This window comes from Pseudomonas sp. YQ_6, assembly GCF_043103245.1.
Classification (GTDB): domain Bacteria; phylum Pseudomonadota; class Gammaproteobacteria; order Pseudomonadales; family Pseudomonadaceae; genus Aquipseudomonas; species Aquipseudomonas alloputida.
In genome coordinates, this window is record NZ_JBICJR010000036.1 from 1 (window position 1) to 25183 (window position 25183).

General features: G+C 62.1%; 22 protein-coding genes. 12 read left to right on the plus strand and 10 right to left on the minus strand.

What is annotated here, in order from left to right; translation table 11 throughout:
* Nucleotides 1–239: 239 nt before the first annotated feature.
* The 3 genes from ACF8FG_RS11725 to ACF8FG_RS11735 all read left to right on the plus strand — a co-directional run bounded on the left by ACF8FG_RS11725 (nucleotide 240) and on the right by ACF8FG_RS11735 (nucleotide 5128).
* Nucleotides 240–1136 (plus strand): formate/nitrite transporter family protein, encoded by an 897-nt coding sequence (locus ACF8FG_RS11725; protein WP_014589957.1) that lies wholly within the window; start codon nucleotides 240–242, stop codon nucleotides 1134–1136.
* A gap of 281 nt (nucleotides 1137–1417) precedes the next feature.
* Nucleotides 1418–2491, plus strand: coding sequence for a diguanylate cyclase (locus tag ACF8FG_RS11730; protein WP_014589956.1), 1074 nt, complete (start codon nucleotides 1418–1420; stop codon nucleotides 2489–2491).
* 51 nt (nucleotides 2492–2542) lie between these two features.
* Nucleotides 2543–5128 (plus strand): EAL domain-containing protein, encoded by a 2586-nt coding sequence (locus ACF8FG_RS11735; RefSeq protein ID WP_318079804.1) that lies wholly within the window; start codon nucleotides 2543–2545, stop codon nucleotides 5126–5128.
* 14 nt (nucleotides 5129–5142) lie between these two features.
* Here ACF8FG_RS11735 and ACF8FG_RS11740 read toward each other — a convergent pair whose 3' ends face one another.
* The 8 genes from ACF8FG_RS11740 to ACF8FG_RS11775 form a co-directional block, all read right to left on the minus strand.
* Nucleotides 5143–5481 (minus strand): DUF2025 family protein, encoded by a 339-nt coding sequence (locus ACF8FG_RS11740; protein WP_014589954.1) that lies wholly within the window; start codon nucleotides 5479–5481, stop codon nucleotides 5143–5145.
* Nucleotides 5482–5704: 223 nt separating this feature from the next.
* On the minus strand, nucleotides 5705–6574 hold the full coding sequence (locus tag ACF8FG_RS11745; RefSeq protein ID WP_003254857.1) for an HlyD family secretion protein: 870 nt from the start codon (nucleotides 6572–6574) through the stop codon (nucleotides 5705–5707).
* A gap of 12 nt (nucleotides 6575–6586) precedes the next feature.
* Entirely contained in the window at nucleotides 6587–6793 is a 207-nt protein-coding gene (locus ACF8FG_RS11750) for a DUF1656 domain-containing protein (protein ID WP_010952308.1), read from the minus strand.
* Nucleotides 6780–8768: an FUSC family protein gene (locus ACF8FG_RS11755; RefSeq protein WP_076402646.1), complete on the minus strand. Its 1989-nt coding sequence runs from the start codon at nucleotides 8766–8768 to the stop codon at nucleotides 6780–6782. The genes ACF8FG_RS11750 and ACF8FG_RS11755 overlap by 14 nt, the downstream gene beginning before the upstream one ends.
* A 205-nt stretch (nucleotides 8769–8973) precedes the next feature.
* On the minus strand, nucleotides 8974–9090 hold the full coding sequence (gene ccoM, locus ACF8FG_RS11760; protein WP_003254862.1) for a cytochrome c oxidase subunit CcoM: 117 nt from the start codon (nucleotides 9088–9090) through the stop codon (nucleotides 8974–8976).
* A gap of 135 nt (nucleotides 9091–9225) precedes the next feature.
* Entirely contained in the window at nucleotides 9226–9387 is a 162-nt protein-coding gene (locus ACF8FG_RS11765; protein WP_014589951.1) for a hypothetical protein, read from the minus strand.
* Nucleotides 9388–9455: 68 nt separating this feature from the next.
* Complete coding sequence (locus ACF8FG_RS11770; RefSeq protein WP_003254865.1) at nucleotides 9456–9785, minus strand: hypothetical protein; 330 nt, start codon at nucleotides 9783–9785, stop codon at nucleotides 9456–9458.
* Between the two features lie 63 nt (nucleotides 9786–9848).
* Nucleotides 9849–10544, minus strand: a complete 696-nt coding sequence (locus ACF8FG_RS11775) for a M949_RS01915 family surface polysaccharide biosynthesis protein (RefSeq protein ID WP_014589950.1) — start codon at nucleotides 10542–10544, stop codon at nucleotides 9849–9851.
* Nucleotides 10545–10694: 150 nt separating this feature from the next.
* Between ACF8FG_RS11775 and rapA the strand changes: the two genes are divergently transcribed.
* Together rapA and ACF8FG_RS11785 are read left to right on the plus strand one after the other, a co-directional pair.
* Nucleotides 10695–13541 carry an RNA polymerase-associated protein RapA gene (gene rapA, locus ACF8FG_RS11780; protein ID WP_318079803.1) on the plus strand — a complete coding sequence of 949 codons (2847 nt, stop codon included), beginning with the start codon at nucleotides 10695–10697 and terminating at the stop codon, nucleotides 13539–13541.
* Between the two features lie 277 nt (nucleotides 13542–13818).
* Nucleotides 13819–16083, plus strand: a complete 2265-nt coding sequence (locus ACF8FG_RS11785) for a bifunctional diguanylate cyclase/phosphodiesterase (RefSeq protein WP_019439145.1) — start codon at nucleotides 13819–13821, stop codon at nucleotides 16081–16083.
* On the opposite strand, the gene ACF8FG_RS11790 is transcribed toward ACF8FG_RS11785, so the two are convergent.
* Together ACF8FG_RS11790 and ACF8FG_RS11795 are read right to left on the minus strand one after the other, a co-directional pair.
* Nucleotides 15983–16870 carry an NAD(P)-dependent oxidoreductase gene (locus tag ACF8FG_RS11790; RefSeq protein ID WP_070383538.1) on the minus strand — a complete coding sequence of 296 codons (888 nt, stop codon included), beginning with the start codon at nucleotides 16868–16870 and terminating at the stop codon, nucleotides 15983–15985. The two genes, ACF8FG_RS11785 and ACF8FG_RS11790, sit on opposite strands and share 101 nt — an antisense overlap.
* 192 nt (nucleotides 16871–17062) lie before the next feature.
* Nucleotides 17063–17374 (minus strand): DUF2288 domain-containing protein, encoded by a 312-nt coding sequence (locus ACF8FG_RS11795; RefSeq protein WP_012051427.1) that lies wholly within the window; start codon nucleotides 17372–17374, stop codon nucleotides 17063–17065.
* Nucleotides 17375–17733: 359 nt separating this feature from the next.
* Here ACF8FG_RS11795 and ACF8FG_RS11800 point away from each other — a divergent pair, with 359 nt between their 5' ends.
* The 7 genes from ACF8FG_RS11800 (at nucleotide 17734) to ACF8FG_RS11830 (ending at nucleotide 25150) form a co-directional block, all read left to right on the plus strand.
* On the plus strand, nucleotides 17734–18849 hold the full coding sequence (locus tag ACF8FG_RS11800) for a branched-chain amino acid ABC transporter substrate-binding protein (RefSeq protein WP_010952299.1): 1116 nt from the start codon (nucleotides 17734–17736) through the stop codon (nucleotides 18847–18849).
* A gap of 185 nt (nucleotides 18850–19034) precedes the next feature.
* Nucleotides 19035–19958 (plus strand): high-affinity branched-chain amino acid ABC transporter permease LivH, encoded by a 924-nt coding sequence (gene livH, locus ACF8FG_RS11805; RefSeq protein WP_008097482.1) that lies wholly within the window; start codon nucleotides 19035–19037, stop codon nucleotides 19956–19958.
* Complete coding sequence (locus ACF8FG_RS11810; protein ID WP_010952298.1) at nucleotides 19955–21211, plus strand: high-affinity branched-chain amino acid ABC transporter permease LivM; 1257 nt, start codon at nucleotides 19955–19957, stop codon at nucleotides 21209–21211. The genes livH and ACF8FG_RS11810 overlap by 4 nt, the downstream gene beginning before the upstream one ends.
* Nucleotides 21208–21975 (plus strand): high-affinity branched-chain amino acid ABC transporter ATP-binding protein LivG, encoded by a 768-nt coding sequence (gene livG / locus ACF8FG_RS11815; protein ID WP_014589947.1) that lies wholly within the window; start codon nucleotides 21208–21210, stop codon nucleotides 21973–21975. Before ACF8FG_RS11810 ends, livG begins: the two co-directional genes overlap by 4 nt.
* Nucleotides 21976–22677, plus strand: a complete 702-nt coding sequence (locus ACF8FG_RS11820) for an ABC transporter ATP-binding protein (protein WP_003254879.1) — start codon at nucleotides 21976–21978, stop codon at nucleotides 22675–22677. It begins immediately after the preceding gene.
* Nucleotides 22678–22764: 87 nt separating this feature from the next.
* Nucleotides 22765–23439 (plus strand): COG3650 family protein, encoded by a 675-nt coding sequence (locus tag ACF8FG_RS11825; protein ID WP_019439147.1) that lies wholly within the window; start codon nucleotides 22765–22767, stop codon nucleotides 23437–23439.
* 103 nt (nucleotides 23440–23542) lie between these two features.
* Entirely contained in the window at nucleotides 23543–25150 is a 1608-nt protein-coding gene (locus ACF8FG_RS11830; protein WP_003254881.1) for an NAD(P)/FAD-dependent oxidoreductase, read from the plus strand.
* Nucleotides 25151–25183: the final 33 nt, after the last annotated feature.

A 25183-nucleotide genomic window follows, 5' to 3' on the forward strand; every position in this document is an offset into this window, starting at 1 on the left:
CCTGTCAAGCGTTTATTTTGAAGTTTTTTACCACCGCTCTCTTTCGAAAGCTAACAACTTCAACAACTTACCGCTTGCCCCGAAGCGTTCATCGCTGCGAGGAGGCGAATAATACGCGCTTTGAAATCAGAGTCAACACCTTGTTCTGAAAAACTTTTCCATCACCGTTTTGCCGCTAACCGGCAACTAATGAAAGCGCCGTGGATCTGTAAAGAAACACACCACGGAGCGTAGCGGCCATGAGCAATGGGCAAAGCGAGAAAACCCCCGGCCTCTCTGCAGATGAAGAGCAGGAAGTCAGCCACAGCCAACCGCCGCGGGCGGCTGTGCTGCACGAAATCATTCGCTACCAGGGCGACCAGGAGCTGGAACGTACACTTGCCGCGTTGTGGTGGTCGGCACTTGCCGCCGGCCTGTCCATGGGGCTGTCGTTGATGGCCATGGGGCTATTCTACGCCCGCCTGCCGGAAGGCGATGGTGCCCAGGTGGTCGCCAGCATTGGCTACAGTGCGGGCTTCCTTGCCGTGATTTTGGCACGCCAGCAACTGTTCACCGAAAATACGCTCACCGCCGTGCTGCCCGTCATGACCGCCCCTACGCTGGCCAACTTCGGACGACTGCTACGCCTCTGGAGCGTGGTGTTGCTTGGCAACCTGGCAGGCACCCTGCTGGTAGCCTGGGTGATGCTGGAACTGCCGATCTTCGACAGCAAGACCGATGTTGCATTTCTGGAGGTCGGTCGCAAGGTAATGAAGAACGACATCAGCCAGATGTTCGCCAAGGGCATAGTCTCAGGCTGGATGATTGCCACCATGGTCTGGATGATCCCTTCAATGGAGCACGCCAAGATCTGGATCATTCTGATGATCACCTACCTGATGGCCCTTGGCGATTTCACTCATATAGTGGTGGGGTCAGTCGAAGTGTCCTACCTGGTGTGGGCTGGCGACGAAACCTGGAACCGCTTCTGGCTGGAATTTGCACTACCGACGCTGGCGGGCAACATCATCGGTGGCAGTTTCATCTTCGCCTTGATCAGCCATGCACAAGTGCGCAGTGACAGTGGCAAACCACCCTCGCGGCTTCTTAACGACGACCAGCCCCAGTCCGCGCGCAGCAGACATGAGCCAAAATGATACTCAGCGTGCTGCTACAGTGAGCTCATGCCCCTGGCCCTGCTTACTCACGGGCCAGGGCTACACATCCGTTCTGCCCGCCATGCGGTGACTCCAGGTTGCCCCGCCCCCGTCCGCGGCGCGCTCAGTCGCACCTGAGCCTGGTAATCGGCTGCCCACCACAGTGATCGAATCAACCGTGAATTGGCTTGCAAGGTCATTTCTCGCCGATGACACACTGTTCAACAATATTCATGCGTGTTATGCGATGAACGGTACACCGACAGAAAACTGTGAGCACTATGGATAACCGCAACGGCAAAGGACTTTCATTCGTCAAGCGCATCTACCTGCCGCGGGTCATTGGCCTGGGAATCGGCCTGTTCACTGTCATGGCGGCCATTGCGCCGCTGTCGCCCCCCTCCTGGGCATGGCTGCTGGTACTGTTCAATGGTCTACTGTGGCCGCACGTGGCCTACCTGTGGGCTGCCCGCTCGACAACGCCTTACCAGGCGGAACAGCGCAACCTCCTGCTGGACTCCCTGATGGGCGGGTTCTGGACCGCCGCCATGCACTTCAACCCGCTGCCCAGCGTGACCGTGCTGGCGATGATGACGATGAACAACGTCGCCGCCGGCGGCAAGCGCATGGTCTTTCGCGGGGTGCTCGCGCAACTGGCTGGCATGCTCGCCGCCATCCTGCTGCTCGGCCCTGGCTTGCAATTGACCGCCACGCCCCTGCAGGTCTATGCGTGCCTGCCCATGCTGGCGCTGTACCCGCTGGCCTTGGGCTGGGTGTGCTACCAGCTTGCGATCAAGCTGGGCGACCACAAGCGCCGGCTGAGCGCCCTGAGCCTGACCGACAGCCTGACCGGGCTGTTCAACCACGGTGCCTGGAAGGACCTGCTGCAGCTCAAGTTCCAGGCGTGCAAGCAACAACAGGGGCACGCGGTGATTGCCCTGATCGACATCGATCACTTCAAGACCATCAACGACACCTTTGGCCATGTGGTCGGCGACTGTGTACTGCGCCAGCTCAGTGCTGAGCTGCGGCGCAGTTTGCGCGAGGGCGACCAGGCCGGACGTTACGGCGGCGACGAGTTCTGCGTGATCCTGCCCGAAACCAGCGAAGCCCAGGCCTGCCAAGCCATGGAGCGTCTGCGCGAGCGGGTTTCCAGCTACCGCAACCCACAGTTACCGCACCTGCGCATCAGCCTGAGTATCGGCCTGTCACCCTTCGAGGCCAACCTCGAGTCCCCCGAGCACTGGCTCGAACAGGCGGACAAGGCGCTGTACATCGCCAAGCACGCTGGCCGCGATCAGGTCAATTTTGCCCGTGGTGAAGCTGCCGCGCTCAGGCTGGCCTATCCTGATTGAACCTCCTTCCTGACTGCCTGGCGGGAGGTTGCCTGAAGGAGCCGCTCGCGCATGGCCAGGACCGCCAAGCTTCCACCCGCTAGCCCCACACCGCGCTTTCAGGTGCGCCACCTCATTGCCGGTTTCAGCGCAGTGTTCGGCCTGGCTTGCCTGATCATTCTCGGCGCTCTGTTCAATATCGCCCGCACGCTCGACCAACAGGAGCGCCAGCGTAGCGCCTTCCATGCGAACCAGGCGCTGGAACAACGGCTGCTCGCCTCGCGCCAGTTTCTGTCCAGCTATGCCGTATGGGATGCAGCCTTCGAGCACTTGTCGGGCGAAGCCGACTGGCAATGGGCCTACGAGGAAAAAAACATAGGCGAGTCGCTGTACAGCGCCAGCGGCTACGAAGGGGTGTTCGTAGTGGAAAACGACCGCACCACCTATGCCTTGTTCAAAGGACAGCTCAGCCAGGCAGGCGCCGACACCTATATAGACACACCACTGCAGCCGATCATCGAACAGGCCCGCGCGGCGGCGATTTCACGCGAGCAGGTCACCCGTTTCGTGCTGTTCAATGGCTGGCCGGCCGCACTCAGTGCAGCAGCCGTGCGCCCGGACCGGGAGGTTACCGACAGCGAGGTGAGCCAGGCGCCGGTAATGCTGTTCATTGACCAGCTCACCGAAAGCAAACTGGCGCAGTTGGGCAAAGGCGCCGGCCTGACCGGCATGCACGTGGAAAAGGAGGATAGGCAGGATCACAACCACCTGCGCATCGACCTGGGCGACACCGGCTACCATCTGACCTGGAACAGCCCGCTGCCGGGGCAACAGATGCTGCGGGCAGTGTTGCCAGCACTGTTGTGCGCACTACTGATACTTGGCCTGGTGATGCTGTACCTGTTCCGTCATGCCTTGCGCAGCTCCCGGGCAATCGGCCTCACGCTCGTGCATCTGCAACAAAGCAACCAGGCCGTGGAGGCCAGCGAGCAGCGTTTCCGCGCGGTGGCCGAGTCGGCATCCGACTGGATCTGGGAAACCGACCGGCACCAACGGGTGACCTACCTGTCGCAACGCTTCGCCAACGTCACCGGCTACCCGGTGGACGGCTGGCTGGGCCACCCGCTCAACCAGTTGCTGGCCTGCGACACCACGCCGTTGTCACCTTGGCTCGACGCCCTGGCTACCGCTGACCCGCAGCAATTGGCCAACCTGCGCTGCACTTACCGCGACCAGAATGGCCAGAACCGCTACTGCCGGATATCCGCCCGCGCTATCTGGCGCGATGGCAAGGTCATCGGTTTTCGGGGTACCGCCAGCGATATCACCGACGAAGTCGACGCCCACGCGCGCATCCAGCACCTTTCGCTGCACGACCCACTGACCGGGCTGGCCAACCGCAACAAGCTCGCCCGGCACCTGGAGCAGGCCTTGTTGCGCGGCAGTGATTCACCGCCGCTGACCTTGTTGTTGCTCGACCTGGACAACTTCAAGCCGATCAACGACTCGCTCGGTCATGCTGCCGGAGATGCCGTTCTGCAAGAAGTTGCAACGCGCCTGCGCGACACCACCCGCGATGGCGACCTGGTCGCGCGCCTGGGCGGCGACGAGTTCATCCTGGTACTCAGCGGCATGGACAACAGCAGCGAGATCGACCGCTTCTGTGCGCGCCTGATCGGCCTGCTGCAGCAACCCATCGTCTTCGAAAGCCAGCCGCTGCACATCGGTGCCAGCATTGGCGTTGCCCAGACGCGTAATCAGGGCTTCGATGCAGGGGAGCTGATCCGCTGCGCCGACATCGCCCTGTACCAGGCCAAGGCCGATGGAAAGAACACATGGCGCTACTTCGTTGCCGAAATGAACCAGCAGATCCAGTATCGCCGCCAGCTGGAGAATGACCTGCGCCGGGCCCTGCGCAATGAGGAGTTCGAGTTGCATTACCAGCCGCGCTACCGCCTCGACGACCTGCGTATCGTCGCGGTCGAGGCCTTGGTGCGCTGGCGGCACCCACAGGAGGGGTTACTGGGGCCGGACACCTTCATTCCATTGGCCGAGCAGAGCGACATCATTGTTGCGCTGGGCCGCTGGGTGCTTCGCGAAGCTTGCCGCACTGCCCATGACTGGCCAGCCGACGTGCTGGTTTCGGTCAACCTGTCGCCTGCGCAGTTCTTGCGCAGCGATGTGGTAGCCGACGTGCGCGAAATTTTGCTCGACACAGCCTTCCCCGCCCAGCGGTTGGAACTGGAGATTACCGAGAATGTGATGCTCAACGACATCGAGGGCGCGCTAGGCACCATGCTGTCGCTCAAGGAGTTAGGGGTGCGCCTGAACATGGATGATTTCGGCACCGGCTATTCGTCGTTGGGCTACCTGCGTACTTACCCGTTCGACAGCATCAAGATCGACAAGCGCTTCATCAGCGGCCTGAACAACAACGGCGGCAGCGACCGCGCTGTGGTCCAGGCCATTATCAACCTGGGCGAGGCGATGGGGCTGACAGTGACAGCCGAAGGCGTGGAAAGCGAACATCAACTCAAGGCGCTGGAAAAGGACCGCTGCCATGAAGTACAGGGCTATTACCTGAGCATGCCCCTGGACAGCGCAGGGTTGGCGGCGTTATTGCACCAAACCTCCCAAAGCACTGCACAGCCCTTGTAGACGTGGCCTTGCTCCTAAAAAGGCTGGGAGTGCTGCTGCAGGCTGCGCTGCGCCACGATTTCGGGCAGATCACAGCGGCGCAGGTAGGCGCGCAGCGGTTCACCAATGTTCAAGCGGTCATCCACGTGCTGATCCAACAACAGCGACAGCCGTTCGCGGCACAACACCATGCGCTGCCCTTGCTCGGGCCGCCAGACAAACTCGCTGCAGGGGGTGATACTGGCGTCGGCCACGTCCATGCCGAACGCGTCCTCGGAGAAACGCACGATATGAACACCGCGCTTGCCGTGAAAACCGACAAAGCCTTTTAGCTGATCGGCGGCGTTGCAGATATCCTGGGAAGTGATGGCCATGACGTAACCTCGCAATGAAATCGGAAGATACGCACGCCAGGCGGGAAAAGGGTTACCTCTGTCGGGCAACTCACAACGGCAGCCTAACGCAACTGGCCGGCCGCTCGCCAAGTTTTTTCGTGTTTGACCGACGTCGTCGGCGAACTCGAGCTGTACGGCCTTCACCACACGACCCGGCTTTACCGCTTCGAACATTTCATTTCTGTCTAATGAGGCAGCACCATCACTGCGGGTCGCGGTCCTCGTGCACTTGCACACTCGCCGTCATCCCCGCACTCAAGGTCAGCCCTTCCGGCACCTGATCCAGGCGAATCCTCACGGGTATGCGTTGGGCCAGTCGCACCCAGTTGAAAGTCGGCTCTACCTCCGGCAGCAACTGGCTGTCCGGGTTGCTGTTGCGGTCGGTGATGCCGCGGCTGATGCTCTCCACGTGTCCCTGCATCGGTTCACCCGTGCCCATCAGCCACACCTTCACAGTGTCCCCAACGCGAATGCGCGGCAGCTTGGTTTCCTCGAAATAGGCCTGGATGTAGAACGTCGAATCATCCACCAGTGCCATCACCGATTCCCCGGTGTTCACATAATTGCCTTCGGCCAGACGCAGATTGGTGATATGCCCGCTGCGCGGTGCCCGCACCTCACTGCGCGCCAGGTTGATCCTGGCCACCTGCAACTGCGCCTCGGCTTCATGCAGTTCGCCACGCGCGATGGCGGCATTGATCTGGGCGTTTTCACGCAACTCGGCACTGATCGCCTCTGGCCCCAAGGCAGTACGCCGCGCTGCTTCACGCTCGCGCAAGCGCAGTTGCTGGGCGCGAGTCTCGGTCACCGCGCTGGCCTGATCGAACGCGGCCTGGAAGCGCTCGCGGTCAATACTCATCAACAAGTCGCCAGCCTTGACCTGCTGGTTGTCATGGACTTTGAGTTCGCGAACCCAGCCAGACACGTCAGGCGCAATCACCACCACATCGGCGCGTACACGGGCATCGCGCGTCCATGGGGTGAGCATGTAGTACTGCCACAGCTGGTAGCCGGCCAACACGGCCAGGGCCACCACACACAGGGTCACCAGAATACGTACGGCCGCACGCATCGAAACACTCCTTTATAAAGTCCCAGACAGGCGTACCACCAGGAACAGCACACAGACGAACAGCGCTGCGTCGAACAGCGCTTCATGCCAGATCCAGCGCCCCAACGGTGTGGCATGCACCACCAGGCGCAGCAGGCCGGTGAGCAGCAGCGCCAACAACACATAAAGCAGAAACGGGCTGAGCAGCACACCGCCCACTTCCCACTCACGCAAACCCATGGGTGTCCTCCTGCCAGCGGCACCATTTGCCCCAGCTTTTCTGCAATTGCAGTACCGCTCCCTCGGCCAGGCGAAGCGGGTCGCTGGCGGGTAGCCGACGCAAGGCCGCAATGAACTGCTCACTGGCAGCATCCAGCCGCTGCCCACGCCCGGCAGCCGGCCCTTTGGCCAGCACTGCCTCCACGTGTTGCAGGTACTCGCGCTCGGCCCGCCCCAAAGGGGCCTGGGCGACCGCCAGGCACATGCGCAGGTGTACCAGTTCGTCGCCGATATCCAGCCCGTGCAGGCCGTCATCCCAGCGTTTGCGTTCGCCTTCCGGCAATTCACTGGCATGCCGCGCCAGTTGCATCAGCCGGTCGGCCATGCGCCCGCCAAACCAGCTGTCAGCCCCTCGCAGGTCGCGCCGAGTCAGGCGCACCAGGTCGTTCTGCGTGGCCGCACGCAAGCGCCGGCCCAGCCAGGCCGGGTGGCGGAACACCAGCAAGCGGAAGGCCATGACCGCTGCCGACACCCCCACCAGCATGGCCAGGGCACTGTTCAGCATGGTCGCCACGCCGAACTGCATGGCGTTGAGCGGCGACACCAGCACAATGAAGTGCAGGCAATAGGAAGTGGCCGTAGCCCCGGTACGCGGATGGGCCATGCCCAGTGCACCAAGAAACAGTGGTACGCCCATGCCCAGGCAGAGCATGGCGAAGCTGCTCCATTGCGGCAGCATGATCTGCCCGACCACAAACGCCGCCGGTATCGCCAGGAATATCCCGCGCAGGAAACTCAGGCCAATCTGTGCGCCGTTCTCGCGACTGGCGAACAGGCTGCAGACCACGCAGGTCAGCACCAGGCCACCCGGGGCCGAAGGCCAGGCCGTGGCCAGCCAGAAACCACTCATTACCAGGAAGGCCAGCGCGCTGCGCGAGCCGAACAGCAAGGCCAGCGACCAGTCTCGGTGCGCGGCCAGCCCCTGGGACACGTCCTTGGGCGCCCTGCCCGCCTCCACATCCTCAAGTGCCTGGCTGGCGGCCATGGCATAGTCCAATAGCAGGGCCATGCGCGCCAGGCAGAAGTGCTCCGCCGAACTGATCTGCTCATCGTGGGCGGCATCCCAGATACGCTGACGCAACACCAAAAGGCTGGGCTGATCGGGTTGGGCCAGCAGCGTGCGCACTTCCTGCAACCAAGGCGTCAGGTGCTCGATCTCGCCCTCATCCAGTTGCCGCCACTGGCGGCGCACCGAACGGGAAATACGCAACAGCACCATCAGTTTCTGGCTAAGGCCACGAATGGCACGGGCACGTTGGCGCCCGCGATTGCCCTCGAACCAGGCATGTTCACGCTGGCTGTCGATGGCAACGATGCGCCCCAGGCTTTCCAGCAGGCCTTTGCGCGCCTCGTCCTCTCCGCCCAGCATGGCACCGGCGGCCTGCAGGCCGTTCTGCCAGGCCTGCCGCGCCTGCCCGCCCAGTTGCTGCTCGACCCGCATGGGCCAGAGCAAGGCACTGCTGGCTGTTGCACAGAAAATCCCCAGGCAGATCTCGGTACAGCGAGCCACGGCCTGGTCGAATACCTGCAGGGGGTGGTCAATGGCCGGCAAGGCAATGATCGCCGCGGTGTAGCCGGCCAGCACGAAGGCATAGGCCCAGGCGCTGCGCAACTGGGTGGACGCGGCGGTACACAACGCAAGCCAAAGCGCCAAGGTAAGCAGAAACAGGCCGGGGGTCTGAGCGAACAGACCGATGAACAGCACCGACATGACTGTGCCGACCAACGTGCCGGCCAACCGCGCCAAGCCTTTCTGCACCACCATGCCCGATAGCGGCTGGGCGACGATGAAAGCGGTCATCAATGCCCAGGAGGGTTGCTCCAGCCCCCAGCGCATCGCCAGCCACAACGCCAGGCCGCCCCCGAGCAGGGTCTTGATGGCAAACTTGAGGGCGAGGCTGCTGGGCGTGAACAGGGCCTGAAAGGTGATGGGCACGAGGCGGACCTTGCGGGGAAAAGTCTTGCTGAAAAGATAGACAATGATGAGCAGGATAAAGCGGAAACGATTAATTAGCTAGCTAATCATGTATATTCGATTAGCCTGCACTGAAAGGGACAGCTCAGACAATAAAAAATGCAGGCAAAAAAAATGGGCGACCGAAGTCGCCCTAAATGCCTTGCGTGCTCGTGTACCCGGAAGGTCAGCGCGGCTTGCGCTTGTTCGAGTCCTTCCAGATGAAAATGCCCAGACCGGCAAAGAAGGCGACCATCAGCCCGACCGTTACCACACCGGCGATAACCACGTTGTCGAAGAACATGCTGGCCTCCCCATTCGTTTGCCGTTGTCCGATGGGTACACGTTAACCAATGTGGCGGCGGGGAAAATTGATCAGTGTCAATGGTGCCCGAGGCCGGGCACGCGAGGGGGGCGCAGGGTTGACCTGCGTCAAGTTTCAACGCTTCTTAGGTTTGCCCTTGGGCTTCTTTTTCTTGCTGGTACTCAATGGCAGGGCCTGCTCGAAAGCATTGCGCATTTCGTTCAGCCGCTTTTCCTTGAGGTCGTGGGCGCGCTTGGCACGTTCGGCATCGAAATCGATGAGGTTGTCTTGGCTCATGGGGTGGGCTCGACGATCAACAGAGAATTGCATGATGAAGCCAGGCGCAGGCGCTGACCAGCCCCGTATCAGACTTCGATGTCCACCAGCAGTCCTTGGCGTACATGCTCGCCCATCAATGGCGCTACCGGCACGGTATTGTCGGCATTGACCTCGTCACCCGGGACGGCATCGTAGCGTTCCTGCTCGCCCTTGTTCCGGCGTTGCTGCTGGCGGCGCTGTTCATCGCGCAGCAACAATACCTGCTCCTGCGGGTCGCGCTGGCGCTTGAGGTCAATGGCACTTTCGCCGGACGCAGGCTGCGTCGGCACCACCGGCTTGATGTCAGGGGTCGGCTTGACCGGGTCCTGTTGCGAGGTGACCGGGGCGGCACTGAGCGGAATGATCGGCGGCAGCATGGGCGTTCTCCTATGCCCACTGTATCGGCAGGCGCAGCTTTACCTTGATGTCATGGACAACATTTACTCGGCTTCGTCACCCGGCTCGTCGTCGACTGGCGGGCTGGCCTCGCTCCAGGGCCGCTTGTACACCTGCTGCCAAACCGCATCCATATGATCGCGCAATACCTGCGGCGCGGATTTCAGCGAAGCGCTGTCCTCGCGCTCACCACCGATCGGTTCCTCGCCCGCCGGGGTGATCAGCGACTGGCCGGTAATGGTGTAACTGGCCTGCCCTTCACGCATTTCGATGGCGATGTCATGCGGGTCGATACCGCCGCCGCAGAATGCATGGCTGGCCACCGTTATCTCGGCCACCCCATTCTTGTTCAGGTCGCTGACATCACTGACGTCATTATAGAAGTCCACATCCAGGTCCAGCCCCGGGCAGGTCGTTTCCTGCTCGACCTGCCAACGCGCCTTGAAGGCGTCGCTCTCGGCCGTGCGCCCGTACAAGGTGGCCTTGAGCACCACCTTGTCCACTTCCTGTTCGCTTTCCAGGTCGCTGGCCTGGCCATCGCTGCGGCTCAGGACCAGCAGCCCTTCGCCGTCACTGTCACGAAAGTGCACGCTCTTTATCGGCGTCTGCACGCCCAGTACCTCAAGCTGCTCCATCGGAATGGGGGGCAATGTCTCAAAGTTTTTCTGCTCGCAGGCGCTCAGCAGCACCAGGCTGCCCACGGCCATCGAAGCGCTGATCCAGCGGTGCTTGGCAGACATGTTGATCCGGGGCCCTCGTCGGCGGCGCTGTGCAGGGCGATGAAACGACTAGACTGTGCCTTTCGATACCTTTCGGTGCTCTCGGCACTTTGGTCTGACCGGCCGATCCGTTAACATAATCGGCTTTTTCATCGCGGGAGTTCAGGCAGTATGGCGCAGCAGTATCAACCGGGGCAACGCTGGATCAGCGACAGCGAAGCAGAGCTCGGCCTGGGTACCATCCTGGCGCAGGATGGCCGCCTGTTGACCGTGCTCTACCCGGCCACTGGCGACACCCGCCAGTATTCCCTGCGCAACGCGCCGCTGACCCGCGTGCGCTTCTCGCCAGGTGACCAGATCACCCACTTCGAGGGCTGGAAGCTGACCGTTCGCGAGGTCGAGGACATCGACGGGCTGATGGTCTACCACGGCCTGGACGGGCAGAACCAGCCTCGCACCCTGCCTGAAACCCAGTTGTCGAACTTCATTCAGTTCCGCCTGGCCAGCGACCGCCTGTTCGCCGGGCAGATAGACCCACTGTCGTGGTTCAGCCTGCGCTACAACACCCTGCAGCACACCAGCAAGCAAATGCAGTCGGCACTGTGGGGGTTGGGCGGTTGCCGCGCACAGCCCATCGCCCACCAATTGCACATTGCCCGCGAAGTCGCCGACCGCAGCGCCCCACGCGTTCTGCTGGCCGACGAAGTGGGCCTGGGAAAAACCATCGAAGCCGGCCTGGTCATTCACCGCCAGCTGCTGTCGGGTCGCGCCAGCCGCGTACTGATCCTGGTGCCGGAAAACCTCCAGCACCAGTGGCTGGTGGAAATGCGCCGGCGTTTCAATCTGCAAGTGGCGCTGTTCGACGCCGAGCGCTTCATCGAAAGCGACGCCAGCAACCCGTTCGAGGATGCCCAGCTGGCGTTGATTGCCCTGGAGTGGCTGGTCGACGACGAAAAGGCCCAGGACGCGCTGTTTGCCGCTGGCTGGGACCTGATGGTAGTCGACGAAGCCCACCACCTGGTCTGGCACGAAGACCAGGTCAGCGCCGAATACGGCCTGGTCGAGCAACTGGCCCAAGTGATTCCGGGCGTACTGCTGCTGACCGCCACCCCCGAGCAGCTTGGCCAGGACAGCCACTTCGCCCGCCTGCGCCTGCTCGACCCCAACCGTTTTCACGACCTGGCCGCTTTCCGCGCCGAGAGCGAGCACTACCGCCCGGTAGCCGAGGCGGTGCAGGAACTGCTCGACGAAGGCCGCCTGTCGCCCAAGGCCCACGCCACCATCCTGGGCTTCCTGGGTGCCGAAGGCGAAGCCCTGCTGGCGGCAGTCAGCGACGGCGACACCCAGGCCAGCGCGCGGCTGATTCGCGAGCTGCTGGATCGCCACGGCACCGGCCGCGTGCTGTTCCGTAACACCCGTGCGGCGATCCAGGGCTTCCCCGAGCGTCAGTTGCACCCCTACCCGCTGCCCACGCCCGAGCAATACCGCAACCTGCCAGCCGGTGAGCACGCCGAGCTGTACCCGGAAGTTGCCTTCCAGGCCCAGGGTGAAGTGGCCGATGACGAGCGCTGGTGGCGTTTCGACCCACGCGTCGACTGGCTGATCGACACCCTGAAGATGCTCAAGCGCACCAAAGTACTGGTGATCTGCGCCCACGCCGAAACCGCCATGGACCTGGAGGACGCCCTGCGCGTGCGCTCCGGCATCCCGGCCTCGGTGTTCCATGAAGGCATGAGCATCCTCGAGCGCGACCGTGCCGCTGCCTACTTTGCCGATGAAGAGTTTGGCGCCCAGGTGCTGATCTGCTCGGAAATCGGCAGCGAAGGCCGCAACTTCCAGTTCGCTCATCACCTGGTGATGTTCGACCTGCCGGCGCACCCCGACCTGCTCGAACAGCGCATCGGCCGCCTTGACCGGATCGGCCAGAAGCACACTATCCAGCTGCACATCCCGTACCTGCAGGACAGCCCGCAAGAGCGCCTGTTCCAGTGGTACCACGAAGGCCTCAACGCCTTCCTCAATACCTGCCCCACCGGCAATGCCCTGCAGCACCAGTTCGGCCCACGCCTGCTGCCGCTGCTCGAAGGCGGCGAAAACAAGGCCTGGAATACCCTGGTGGCCGACGCCCGCAGCGAACGCGAGCGCCTGGAAGCCGAACTGCACACTGGCCGTGACCGCCTGCTGGAACTCAATTCCGGCGGCGCCGGCGAAGGTCAGGCGCTGGTCGAGGCCATTCTCGAACAAGACGACCAGTTCGCCCTGCCGATCTACATGGAAACCCTGTTCGACGCCTTCGGCATCGACAGCGAAGACCATTCAGAGAACGCACTGATCCTCAAGCCGAGCGAGAAGATGCTCGATGCCAGCTTCCCGCTGGGCGACGATGAAGGCGTGACCATCACCTACGACCGTGGCCAAGCGCTGTCACGCGAGGACATGCAGTTCCTCACCTGGGAGCACCCGATGGTGCAGGGTGGCATGGATCTGGTGCTGTCAGGCTCGATGGGCAATACCGCCGTGGCGTTGATCAAGAACAAAGCGCTCAAACCAGGCACCGTACTGCTTGAACTGCTGTTCGTCAGCGAGGTGGTGGCACCCCGCAGCCTGCAACTGGGCCGCTACCTGCCGCCGGCAGCACTGCGCTGCCTGCTCGATGCCAATGGCAACGACCTGGCGTCACGCGTGGCCTTCGAAACCCTCAACGACCAGCTCGAGAGCGTACCGCGCGCCAGCGCCAACAAGTTCGTCCAGGCCCAGCGCGATGTGCTGGCCAAGCGTATCAGTGGCGGCGAGGAGAAGATCCTGCCGGCCCACAACGAGCGCGTGGCCGAAGCCCAGCGCCGCCTGGCAGCCGAGGCCGACGAAGAGCTGGCGCGCCTGGTGGCATTGCAGGCGGTCAACCCAAGTGTGCGTGACAGCGAAATCGACGCCCTGCGCAAGCGGCGCGAAGATGGCATGGCAATGCTGGAAAAGGCCGCCCTGCGCCTGGAAGCCATTCGCGTGCTGGTGGCTGGCTAACGCAGGCCCCGCGCCCCTTGTGGGAGCGGGCACGCCCGCGAACACCGGCGAAGCCGGTGGCATCCACCGCAGTGGATGCTTCGCGGGCTCGCCCGCTCCCACAGGAAGGCACTAGGGCCCCAGATTTATTCCTCACTGCGATTGGAGTTATAACCAAATCGTAGAAATCATTGTGCCATTAGTCAGGAAGGCTTAAGTACTCCTTCCTATACTGCCTCTGGACAGTCTGCACAGGGTTGTAGCGCAGACGAGTGAAGACTCGATCAAGAGGCATTCCATGGAATGGCTGGGGCTGCAACTGTTCGCCGATCTTCCCGCAACCGGGCGCATCGTCATCGACTGCCGTCATGAACCGCTCTTGGTTCTGCTCGCCTATTTCGTTGCTTGCGCGGCCTGTTTCGCCACGCTCGACATGGCCGAACGTCAGTCCCACAGCGACGACCCCACCGCCCACCGGCAATGGAACATGCTCGGAGCCTGCTGCCTGGCAGGCGGCATATGGGCCATGCACTTCATCAGCATGCTGGCCTTTCGGGCCCCGGTGGATGTGCACTACGACGTATCCCTGACCATTCTTTCGCTGCTCATCGCACTGGGCGTGGCCTGGTTGGCCATGCACAGCCTCGAACGCAGCAACATGCGCGCGCACCATTTCGTGCCGAGCGCCGGGCTGATTGGCCTGGGCATCATCCTCATGCATTTTGTCGGCATGGCCGCGATGGAAACGGGTGCCCGCCAGTACTACCAAACCGGCTTGCTACTTGCCTCTGCCGCCATTGCCCTGCTCACCGCCCTGACCTCGCTGTACCTGGCCCGCTACTTGCGCAATGGCAGCGGCACCCTGTACCAAGCCATGAAGTACGGCGCCAGCCTGCTGATGGCGGGCGGCATCGTCGCCACTCATTTCACCGCGATGTCGGCCATGACCTTGGTCATCCCTGCCGATACCGCACTGCGCCTGCCGTCTGGCGACAACAGCCTGCAGCTGGGACTGGGCATCGGCTTCATCACCCTGCTGATCAGTGGCGCCAGCATCAGCGCCGCACTGGCCGACAAGAAGCTGCAAAGCAAGGAGCACGACCTGCGCCGGGTCAGCGTACTGCTCAGCCAACTGGACCAGGCCCGCGCTTCGCTGCAGCAAGCGGCGCACTATGATGCCCTGACCAACCTGCTCAACCGCCGCGGATTCAACCAGGTATTCGCCGAGCGCCTGGTCGAACATCAGGCCAGCGAAAACCGCCTGGCCGTCATGTTCCTCGACATCGACCATTTCAAGCGTATCAATGACAGCCTTGGCCACGATGCCGGTGACGAGCTGCTCAAGGTGATCGCCAACCACATCAAGGCCGCTACCCGCAACCACGACCTGGTTGCGCGCTTTGGTGGCGACGAGTTCTGTGTGGTCACCAGTCTGAACAGCCGCGACGAAGCCCGCCACCTGGCACAGCGCATCATGCATCGGATGAAAGAGCCCATCGACCTGGGCGGGCGGCGCATGGTCATGACCACCAGCATTGGTATAAGTATCTTCCCGGACGATGGCAGCACAGCCGAAGAGCTGCTAAAGCATGCCGACCTGGCCCTCTACCAATCCAAGGACAACGGGCGCAACAGCCTGAATTTCTTCAATGACAGCCTGAAGGCTCGCGCGTCGATCGCCTTGCAACTGGAAGAAGAGCTGCGCCTGGCCCTGCTCGAGGAGCGCGGGCTGTGTGTGCACTACCAGCCGATCTTCGACCTGCGCAGCGGGCAAGTGGCCAAACTGGAAGCGCTGGTACGCTGGCAGCATCCTCAACACGGCCTGCTCGGGCCCGACCGTTTTGTCGGCATTGCCGAAGCCAACGGCCTGATCATCGACCTTGATCTGTGGATGCTGCGCCATGCCTGTGCCGACCTGGCCCACTTGCAGCGCCACGGCTACGGCGAGGTCAAGGTCACGGTCAATTGCTCGGCAGTCACCCTCAGCCACGACGAACTGCCTAACGAAGTAGAAAAGGCGCTGTTCCACGCAGGCCTTGCGCCGCGCCACCTGGAGCTGGAAGTGACCGAGAACGCCCTGGTGGGCGATATCCAGCGCACGGTCAGCCTGCTCAAACGCGTCAGGGCTTTGGGGGTGGCACTTTCGATCGATGATTTTGGTACCGGCTATTCGTCACTGGCCTACCTCAAGCGCCTGCCGCTGGATGTGCTGAAGATCGACCGCACCTTTCTGCAGGATGTACCGGGCAGCCAGAAAGACAGGGAAATTGTCCAGGCGATCATCGCCATGGCGCATACCCTGCACCTACGGGTAGTCAGCGAGGGCGTGGAAACCGCCGAACAGCAGGCATTCCTCGAAAGCCATGGCTGCGACTACCTGCAGGGCTACCTGTTGGGGCGCCCCGTACCGCTGCCCGAGTTGCGCCCACTGCTGGAGCGGTTGCAGCGCCAGAACGGCCGGATCACACCTTGTTGCGGTACAGCTCTACCAGGGTCGCCGGATCTTTTTGCAGGTAACCCTGGCTACCGTGCAAGCGCATCAGTTGCGCGGCAAGGCCACTGAGCGGCGTCGCCGAGCCTTGCTCGCGGGAAAACTTGACCGCACCATCTAGGTCCTTGAGCAGCGTGCGTACGTGCCACTTGATTGGCTCGAAGCGGCTCTCGGCCATTTGCGGCGCAAGAATCTGCAATGGTTTGGAATCGGCAAAGCCACCCGCCAGCGCTTCAGCGATCAGCGTCGCGTCCACGCCCGACTGTTCAGCCAATGCCACCACCTCTGCAATTACCAGGGCATTGCACGCTACGATCATCTGGTTGCAAGCCTTGGTCACCTGCCCCGTGCCTACCGCGCCCATATGCGTCACGCGCTGACCAAGCACCTGCAGCACCGGGCGTGCACGCTGCAGATCGGCCGCTTCACCGCCCACCATGATCGCCAGCGTGCCCGCCTCGGCACCGGGGGTACCGCCAGAGACAGGTGCATCCAGCCAGGCCATGCCGCACAGTGCTGCCAGTTCGGCAGCCATTTCACGGGTGGCGGTGGGTTCCAGGCTAGAGAAATCGATCAACAACTGGCCGCTGCGCCCGCCCTGGGCAATGCCTTGCTCGCCGAACACCACTTCACGCACCACCGCCGTGTCGGCGAGGCACAGTAGCACCATGTCGCTGTCACGGCACAATTCGGCCGGGCTGCTGGCCAGGCGCGCGCCAGCAGCGACCAGTGCAACGCACTTGTCCGGGCTGCGGTTCCATACCGTCAGCGGATAACCCGCTGCCAGCAGGCGGCGGCACATGGGCAGGCCCATCAGGCCGATGCCGGCGAATCCAAGCGAAGGTAGTGCAGTGCTCATCGATAAACTCCTGACTGATTCGAACATTTCCCAGGCTGGCGACGGTCCCGGTGGCGCCTGGCAGAACGATGGCCACATTACGCATCCCGTAAACTGTTACCGCCACGCCGAATTGTTACTTCCCTCTACCCGTCTTGATTGCTTTCAAGCACCAAAACGGCGCTGATGCGTATTTTTGCGCACTAAAAAAGATCACGCCTCTTCCTGGCCCTTCACCTGAATCACGATGAACGGTGAAACCACCACCGCCCAGATCTCTGGGTCGCGGCTTTGCAGGTCCAATGCCTGCTCGGCCGACACCGGCCCAACAGTGCCATCACTACGCCACTTGGCGAAGATCTCGCTGCGATTCTCGGCCATCGCCTCGGCAACGGCGATCAGGTCAAGGCTGGGGTCGACCCAAATCAGGTCACCCTTGGCCCAAAAACGCTCCAGCGCTTTCCACTCGATGATTGCCGTCTCGCCAAGCAATTTGGCATAGAGGGTGCTTGTTTGATCAGTCATGGGTGGTATCCGCAAAAAATCGGTCAATAAAAAGGCCGGCATTTTTGCAGAAAAACCCGGTTTCAAATATGTAATTTGGTCGATTGGCCCCGAAGTTGTGGGACGGGGTCGCAGATGCAGGCAGTTTGATGGCGCCTTTCTGTATCTTTCTGTCGATCAAGCGACAACGCAGGAAAGACGCACTTTTCGACCGCTTTTCAAGCGCTCGAACAGCGCTCTACACTGTACCGGTACAGTTCCGGGACATGTTCCGGGGGAAGGTGGGCTAGCGCGTTGGCATGGCCACGCCGCAAATCCCGCCCGGTCTGTAGCCCTGGCCGCCAGGACTATAAGAATTACAACAGAATGAGTGGAGCACTATGATCAAGATTTCCAAGCTGTTCGCCGCAATGGTACTGGCCGGGGTAGCCAGCCATTCGTTTGCCGCCGATACCATCAAGATCGGCATCGCCGGTCCCAAGACGGGTCCCGTGACCCAGTACGGCGACATGCAGTTCATCGGCGCCAAGCAAGCCATCAAGGATATCAACGCCGCGGGCGGCGTGGATGGCAAGATGCTCGAAGCCAAGGAATACGACGACGCCTGCGACCCTAAACAGGCCGTGGCAGTCGCCAACAAAGTGGTCAACGACGGCGTCAAGTTCGTAGTCGGCCACCTGTGCTCCAGCTCCACCCAGCCAGCGTCCGACATCTACGAAGACGAAGGCGTGATCATGATCACCCCGGCCGCCACCTCGCCGGAAATCACCGCCCGTGGCTACAAGCTGATCTTCCGCACCATCGGCCTGGACAGCGCCCAGGGCCCGGCCGCCGGCAACTACATCGCCGACCACGTCAAGCCGAAGGTCGTTGCCGTCCTGCACGACAAGCAGCAGTACGGTGAAGGCATCGCCACCGCCGTCAAGCAGACCCTGGAAAGCAAAGGCACCAAGGTTGCCGTGTTCGAAGGCCTGAACGCGGGTGACAAGGACTTCTCCTCGATCATCCAGAAGCTCAAGCAGAACAATGTCGACTTCGTCTACTACGGCGGCTACCACCCAGAGCTGGGCCTGATCCTGCGCCAGGCTCAGGAAAAAGGCCTGAAAGCCAAGTTCATGGGTCCGGAAGGCGTGGGTAACGACTCCATTTCGCAGATCGCCCAGAACGCCTCCGAAGGCCTGCTGGTCACCCTGCCGAAGTCGTTCGACGCAGACCCGGCAAACAAGAAGATCGTCGACGCCATCAAGGCTGACGGCAAGGACCCAAGTGGCCCGTTCGTATTCCCTGCCTACTCGGCTGTCGAGCTGATCGCTCAAGGCATCAAGAAAGCCGGTTCCGATGATACCGACAAGGTGGCCGAGGCCATCCACAAAGGCACCTTCAAGACCCCGACCGGCGACCTGTCGTTCGACGACAAAGGCGACCTGAAAGACTTCAAGTTCGTGGTCTACGAATGGCACTTCGGCAAGCCGAAGACCGAAGTCTCCCCTCAGTAACTGCGTGACTAATAGCTGACCTACGAGCCCACTGTGCGAGCAGTGGGCTTCGTTTTATGAGGTTCATGGGCCCGATCCCCGCGATCCGGGGGCAGGTTCACCTGAAAATCTTAAAACCGTCACCCGCGGTTTCCTGGCCGTACCCCTGCCAGTGAAATGCAAATCAGGTTTTTAGGAGCGCTGTAATGCCTGAGATCTACCATTTCTTCCAACAACTGGTTAATGGATTGACCATCGGCAGCACCTATGCCTTGATCGCCATCGGCTACACGATGGTGTACGGCATCATTGGCATGATCAACTTCGCCCACGGCGAGGTGTACATGATCGGTTCCTACGTGGCCTTCATCGCCCTCGCGGGCCTGGCCATGATGGGTATCCATTCGCTGCCGATCCTGATGACCGTCGCCTTCGTCGCGACGATCTTCGTCACCAGTGCCTATGGCTACAGCATCGAACGGGTTGCCTACCGCCCCCTGCGCAACAGCAACCGTCTGATCCCGCTGATTTCTGCCATCGGCATGTCGATCTTCCTGCAGAACACGGTCTTGCTTTCGCAGGACTCCAAGGACAAGTCCATCCCCAACCTGATCCCCGGGAGTTTCTCCTTCGGGCCAGGCGGTGCTGAAGAAGTACTGATCAGCTACATGCAAATCCTGGTGTTCGTCGTCACCCTGGTGGCCATGACCCTGCTCACCCTGTTCATCTCTCGTTCCCGCCTGGGCCGCGCCTGCCGCGCCTGTGCCGAGGACATCAAGATGGCCAACCTGCTGGGCATCAACACCAACAACATCATCGCCCTCACCTTCGTCATCGGTGCCGCCCTGGCTGCCGTGGCGGCCGTGCTGCTGAGCATGCAGTACGGGGTGATCAACCCCAACGCCGGTTTCCTGGTGGGCCTGAAGGCTTTCACCGCGGCGGTGCTGGGCGGCATCGGCAGCATCCCGGGCGCCATGCTCGGCGGGCTGGTGCTGGGTGTGGCCGAAGCGTTCGGTGCCGATATCTTCGGCGACCAGTACAAGGACGTGGTGGCATTCGGCTTGTTGGTTCTTGTCCTGCTATTCCGGCCGACCGGCATCCTGGGCCGCCCGGAGGTTGAAAAAGTATGAACAGAAATCTCAAACAGGCGTTCTTCAGCGCCTTGCTGGTCTGGGCCGTGGCCTTCCCGGTACTGGGCCTGAAACTGAGCATCGACGGCATCAGCCTCGTCGTGCACAGTCAGGGCTCGTTCACCATCAGCATCATCGCCGTGTGTTCCGTGCTGATGTTCCTGCGCGTGCTGTTCGACAAGCAGTGGAGCTCGGTGATGGGCCGCCGATCGGATCGCAAGCTGATCCCCCCGGCAGTCAGCAACTACCTCACCCTGCCCAAGACCCAGCGCTATGTCATCATCGGGTTGATCGTGGTGGCACTGGTATGGCCGTTCTTTGGCTCTCGCGGTGCGGTCGACATCGCCACGCTGATCCTGATCTACGTGTTGCTGGGCCTGGGCCTGAACATCGTGGTCGGCCTGGCGGGCCTGCTCGACCTCGGCTACGTGGGCTTCTATGCCGTCGGTGCCTACAGCTACGCCATGCTCTCGCATTACCTGGGCTGGAGCTTCTGGGTGTGCCTGCCGATTGCCGGCCTGATGGCTGCCACGTTCGGCTTCCTGCTCGGCTTCCCGGTGCTGCGCCTGCGTGGAGACTACCTGGCGATCGTGACCCTCGGTTTCGGTGAGATCATCCGCCTGTTCCTGCGTAACCTCACCGATTGGACCGGCGGCCCCAACGGCATCAGCAACATCCCCAAGCCGGAGTTCTTCGGCCTGACCTTCGAACGCCGTGCGGCCGAGGGCATGCAGACCTTCCACGAGTTCTTCGGGCTGCAATACAACTCGATCAACAAGGTCATCTTCCTGTACCTGGTGGCCCTGCTGCTGGCCCTGCTGGCGTTGTTCGTGATCAACCGCCTGCTGCGCATGCCGATCGGCCGTGCCTGGGAAGCCCTGCGTGAAGACGAGATCGCCTGCCGTGCTCTGGGCCTGAACCCGACCGTGATCAAGCTCTCGGCATTCACCCTGGGTGCCTGCTTCGCCGGTTTCGCCGGCAGCTTCTTCGCCGCGCGCCAAGGTCTGGTGACGCCGGAGTCGTTCACCTTCATCGAGTCGGCGATAATCCTCGCCATCGTCGTGCTGGGTGGCATGGGCTCACAACTGGGCGTGATTCTCGCGGCCATCGTGATGATCCTGCTGCCTGAGCTGATGCGTGAGTTCAGCGAATACCGCATGCTGATGTTCGGTGCGCTGATGGTGTTGATGATGATCTGGCGTCCGCAAGGCCTGCTGCCTATGCAACGTCCACATATGGAGCTGCGTCGATGAGCCGCGAAATTCTGCAAGTCAGCGGCCTGAGCATGCGCTTCGGCGGCTTGTTGGCGGTCAACGGCGTGGCCCTGACCGTCAAGGAAAAACAGGTGGTGGCATTGATCGGCCCGAACGGCGCCGGCAAGACCACCGTGTTCAACTGCCTGACCGGCTTCTACAAGCCCAGCGACGGCACCATCCTGCTCGATGGCCAGCCGATCCAGGGCCTGGCCGGCCACCAGATCGCCCGCAAGGGCGTGGTGCGGACCTTCCAGAACGTGCGCCTGTTCAAGGAAATGACAGCGCTGGAAAACCTGCTGATTGCCCAGCACCGCCACCTCAACACCAACTTCTTCGCCGGCCTGTTCAAGACCCCGAGTTTCCGCCGCAGCGAGAAGGAAGCCTTGGAGCGTGCGCAGTACTGGCTGGAGAAGGTCAACCTGACCGAGTTCGCCAACCGTACCGCGGGCACCCTCGCCTACGGGCAGCAACGCCGCCTGGAAATCGCCCGCTGCATGATGACCCAGCCACGCATCATCATGCTCGATGAACCGGCAGCCGGCCTGAACCCGAAGGAAACCGAAGACCTCAAGGCTCTGATCGCCTACCTGCGTGAGTCGCACAACGTCACCGTGCTGTTGATCGAGCACGACATGAAGCTGGTGATGAGCATTTCCGACCATATCGTGGTGATCAACCAGGGTACCCCCCTGGCCCATGGCACGCCGGAGGAAATCCGCGACAACCCTGACGTGATCAAAGCCTACCTGGGGGAAGCGTAAATGCTGAAGTTCGAAAACGTTTCCACTTTCTACGGCAAGATCCAGGCGCTGCACAGCGTCAACGTGGAGATCAATCAGGGCGAGATCGTCACCCTGATCGGCGCCAACGGTGCCGGCAAGTCGACCTTGCTGATGACCCTGTGCGGTTCGCCGCAGGCGCACAGCGGTAGCATCAAGTACCTGGGTGAAGAGCTGGTCGGCCAGCCGTCCTCGCACATCATGCGCAAAAGTATCGCGGTAGTGCCGGAAGGCCGCCGCGTGTTCGCTCGCCTGACCGTCGAGGAAAACCTGGCCATGGGCGGTTTCTTCACCGACAAGGGCGACTATCAGGAGCAACTGGACAAGGTCCTGCAACTGTTCCCGCGCCTGAAAGAGCGTTACATCCAGCGCGGCGGCACCATGTCCGGTGGCGAGCAGCAGATGCTGGCCATCGGCCGGGCGCTGATGAGCAAGCCCAAGCTGCTGCTGCTCGACGAGCCTTCGCTGGGCCTGGCGCCGATCATCATCCAGCAGATCTTCGACATCATCGAACAGCTGCGCCGCGATGGCGTGACGGTGTTTCTGGTGGAGCAGAACGCCAACCAGGCGCTGAAGATCGCTGACCGGGCGTATGTGCTGGAGAACGGTCGGGTGGTGATGCAGGGCACCGGTGAGGCACTGCTGACCGACCCGAAGGTGCGCGATGCCTACCTCGGGGGTTGAATGAAAAAGGGCCTTCGGGCCCTTTTTTCTGCCCGCAGGACGTGTATCGTGGCCAGCTCTTTGGCAAAGATTCCCCGGAGCCCGCCCATGCGCCTCACCCCTACCCTGCTGCTCAGTGCCCTGCTGCCCCTGTTCGCTGGCTGCCAGTTACTGGCCGAGCAGCCCCGTGACCCGAACATCGGCACCACGCGCATGCAGGGCGAACTGAGCGCCAACGGCGGCCGCCTGTTGTTCAAGCCCTGCAGCGAAGCACGCCGCTTCGTGATCAACGACGTCGCCGGCACCGGCATCCTGCAAGAGTCCGCCAACCTGGCCAAGGACGCCAACGCCAAGTTGTTCGCCGACGTGCGCGGTCGCCTCACTGGCGCCAAGCAGGCCGACAACGACGGCCAGCTGGAAGTCAGCCGCCTGTACCGCCTGGAACCCTCCACCCGCGCTTGCGACGACCCCAACTTCAAGCAGCTGGCCCTGCGCGCCAATGGCCATGAACCGGACTGGGACATCAAGGCCAGCGGCAAGGGCATGGTGCTCAACCGCATCGGCAAAGACCCGCTGCCTCTGCCATTCCTCGAAGAAGAAGTGCCCGGCGGCGGCCTGACCCTGACCAGCGAAGCCAACGGCCAGCACGTGGAACTGTGGGTCGCCCCGCAACGCTGCGTCGACAGCGCCACCGGCGCCGTGCGCCACTTGCGCGCCGAACTGCGCATCGACGGCCAGACCCTTCGCGGTTGCGGTTACTACGGTGGTGCGCGCGACAACTGATCGCCGGGCGCTTTAATCCTGCCAGTCGGGGCGGCTAACAGCTTATACTTGGCGGTTTGTGTAAAGCCGCCGGCCGCCCATGGCCGGGATACTGGACCCTGCCATGCTACGAATCACCGAACTGAAGCTGCCCCTGGACCATCCCGACGAAGCGCTGCGCGAAGCCATCGTCCAGCGCCTGGGCATTCGCGACGAGCAACTGCTCAGCTTCAACCTGTTCAAGCGCAGCTACGATGCGCGCAAGAAGAACAGCGAACTGCTGTTCATCTACACCATCGACCTGGAAGCCAGCAACGAAGCCGAGCTGCTCAGCAAGTTCGCCGATGATCGCAACATCGGCCCAGCCCCAGACGTCACCTACAAGTTTGTCGGCCAGGCCCCGGCAGGCCTGCAGGAGCGCCCGATCGTGGTCGGTTTCGGCCCGTGCGGCATCTTTGCCGGTCTGTTGCTGGCACAAATGGGCTTCAAGCCGATCATCCTCGAACGTGGCAAGGAAGTGCGCCAGCGCACCAAGGACACCTGGGGCCTGTGGCGTAAAAGCGTGCTCAACCCCGAGTCCAACGTGCAGTTCGGTGAAGGCGGCGCCGGTACCTTCTCGGACGGCAAGCTGTATAGCCAGATCAAGGACCCGCAACACCACGGCCGCAAAGTGCTGGAAGAATTCGTCAAGGCCGGTGCGCCGGACGAAATCCTGTACATCAACAAGCCGCACATTGGCACCTTCCGCCTCACCGGCATGGTCGAACAGATGCGCCAGGACATGATCGCCCTGGGGGCCGACGTGCGCTTCCAGGAGAAGGTCACCGACCTGTTGATCGAAGATGGCCAACTGACCGGTGTAGTGCTTGAAAGCGGCGAGCAGTTGCACTCTCGCCATGTGGTATTGGCCCTGGGCCACAGCGCCCGCGACACCTTCCGCATGCTGCACGCCAAAGGTGTCTACATGGAAGCCAAGCCGTTCTCGGTGGGCTTCCGTATCGAGCACCCGCAAACGCTGATCGACAAGGCACGCCTGGGCAAGTACGCCGGCCACCCGAAACTGGGTGCCGCCGACTACAAGCTGGTTTACCACGCCAAGAATGGCCGCTCGGTATACAGCTTCTGCATGTGTCCGGGTGGCACCGTGGTCGCGGCCACCAGCGAGCCAGGGCGAGTCGTCACCAACGGCATGAGCCAGTATTCGCGTAACGAGCGCAACGCCAACTCCGGCATCGTCGTCGGCATCGACCCCGAGCGCGACTACCCGGGTGGCCCGTTGGCCGGTATCGAACTGCAGGAACGCCTGGAGGCACACGCCTATGTGATGGGCGGCAGCAACTACCAGGCTCCGGCACAGCTGGTGGGTGATTTTGTCGCCGGCCGGCCCTCGACCGCACTGGGCAGTGTCGAGCCGTCCTACAAGCCGGGCGTGACCTTGGGTGACCTGGCGCCGAGCCTGCCGGACTTCGCCATCGAGGCGATCCGTGAGGCACTGCCGGCTTTCGACCGGCAGATCAAGGGCTATAACCTGCATGATGCGGTGTTGACCGGTATCGAGACGCGTACCTCGTCGCCACTGCGGATTACCCGGGGTGAGGATTACCAGAGCCTGAACCTCAAAGGGCTGTTCCCGGCGGGTGAAGGGGCCGGGTACGCGGGCGGGATCCTGTCAGCCGGTGTGGATGGCATTCGCATCGCCGAGGCAGTGGCGCGGGATATGCTCGGCCTTTGATGCTTTATCGACTGACAGGGCCTCTTCGCGGGT

What these genes read in the sequence shown, in the direction of transcription:
- ACF8FG_RS11725 (WP_014589957.1), top strand. Translation starts at nt 240, where the DNA reads ATGAGCAATGGGCAAAGCGAGAAAACCCCCGGCCTCTCTGCAGATGAA.
- ACF8FG_RS11730 (WP_014589956.1), top strand. Translation starts at nt 1,418, where the DNA reads ATGGATAACCGCAACGGCAAAGGACTTTCATTCGTCAAGCGCATCTAC.
- ACF8FG_RS11735 (WP_318079804.1), top strand. Translation starts at nt 2,543, where the DNA reads ATGGCCAGGACCGCCAAGCTTCCACCCGCTAGCCCCACACCGCGCTTT.
- ACF8FG_RS11740 (WP_014589954.1), bottom strand. Translation starts at nt 5,481, where the DNA reads ATGGCCATCACTTCCCAGGATATCTGCAACGCCGCCGATCAGCTAAAA.
- ACF8FG_RS11745 (WP_003254857.1), bottom strand. Translation starts at nt 6,574, where the DNA reads ATGCGTGCGGCCGTACGTATTCTGGTGACCCTGTGTGTGGTGGCCCTG.
- ACF8FG_RS11750 (WP_010952308.1), bottom strand. Translation starts at nt 6,793, where the DNA reads ATGGGTTTGCGTGAGTGGGAAGTGGGCGGTGTGCTGCTCAGCCCGTTT.
- ccoM (WP_003254862.1), bottom strand. Translation starts at nt 9,090, where the DNA reads ATGTTCTTCGACAACGTGGTTATCGCCGGTGTGGTAACGGTCGGGCTG.
- ACF8FG_RS11765 (WP_014589951.1), bottom strand. Translation starts at nt 9,387, where the DNA reads ATGAGCCAAGACAACCTCATCGATTTCGATGCCGAACGTGCCAAGCGC.
- ACF8FG_RS11770 (WP_003254865.1), bottom strand. Translation starts at nt 9,785, where the DNA reads ATGCTGCCGCCGATCATTCCGCTCAGTGCCGCCCCGGTCACCTCGCAA.
- ACF8FG_RS11775 (WP_014589950.1), bottom strand. Translation starts at nt 10,544, where the DNA reads ATGTCTGCCAAGCACCGCTGGATCAGCGCTTCGATGGCCGTGGGCAGC.
- rapA (WP_318079803.1), top strand. Translation starts at nt 10,695, where the DNA reads ATGGCGCAGCAGTATCAACCGGGGCAACGCTGGATCAGCGACAGCGAA.
- ACF8FG_RS11785 (WP_019439145.1), top strand. Translation starts at nt 13,819, where the DNA reads ATGGAATGGCTGGGGCTGCAACTGTTCGCCGATCTTCCCGCAACCGGG.
- ACF8FG_RS11790 (WP_070383538.1), bottom strand. Translation starts at nt 16,870, where the DNA reads ATGAGCACTGCACTACCTTCGCTTGGATTCGCCGGCATCGGCCTGATG.
- ACF8FG_RS11795 (WP_012051427.1), bottom strand. Translation starts at nt 17,374, where the DNA reads ATGACTGATCAAACAAGCACCCTCTATGCCAAATTGCTTGGCGAGACG.
- ACF8FG_RS11800 (WP_010952299.1), top strand. Translation starts at nt 17,734, where the DNA reads ATGATCAAGATTTCCAAGCTGTTCGCCGCAATGGTACTGGCCGGGGTA.
- livH (WP_008097482.1), top strand. Translation starts at nt 19,035, where the DNA reads ATGCCTGAGATCTACCATTTCTTCCAACAACTGGTTAATGGATTGACC.
- ACF8FG_RS11810 (WP_010952298.1), top strand. Translation starts at nt 19,955, where the DNA reads ATGAACAGAAATCTCAAACAGGCGTTCTTCAGCGCCTTGCTGGTCTGG.
- livG (WP_014589947.1), top strand. Translation starts at nt 21,208, where the DNA reads ATGAGCCGCGAAATTCTGCAAGTCAGCGGCCTGAGCATGCGCTTCGGC.
- ACF8FG_RS11820 (WP_003254879.1), top strand. Translation starts at nt 21,976, where the DNA reads ATGCTGAAGTTCGAAAACGTTTCCACTTTCTACGGCAAGATCCAGGCG.
- ACF8FG_RS11825 (WP_019439147.1), top strand. Translation starts at nt 22,765, where the DNA reads ATGCGCCTCACCCCTACCCTGCTGCTCAGTGCCCTGCTGCCCCTGTTC.
- ACF8FG_RS11830 (WP_003254881.1), top strand. Translation starts at nt 23,543, where the DNA reads ATGCTACGAATCACCGAACTGAAGCTGCCCCTGGACCATCCCGACGAA.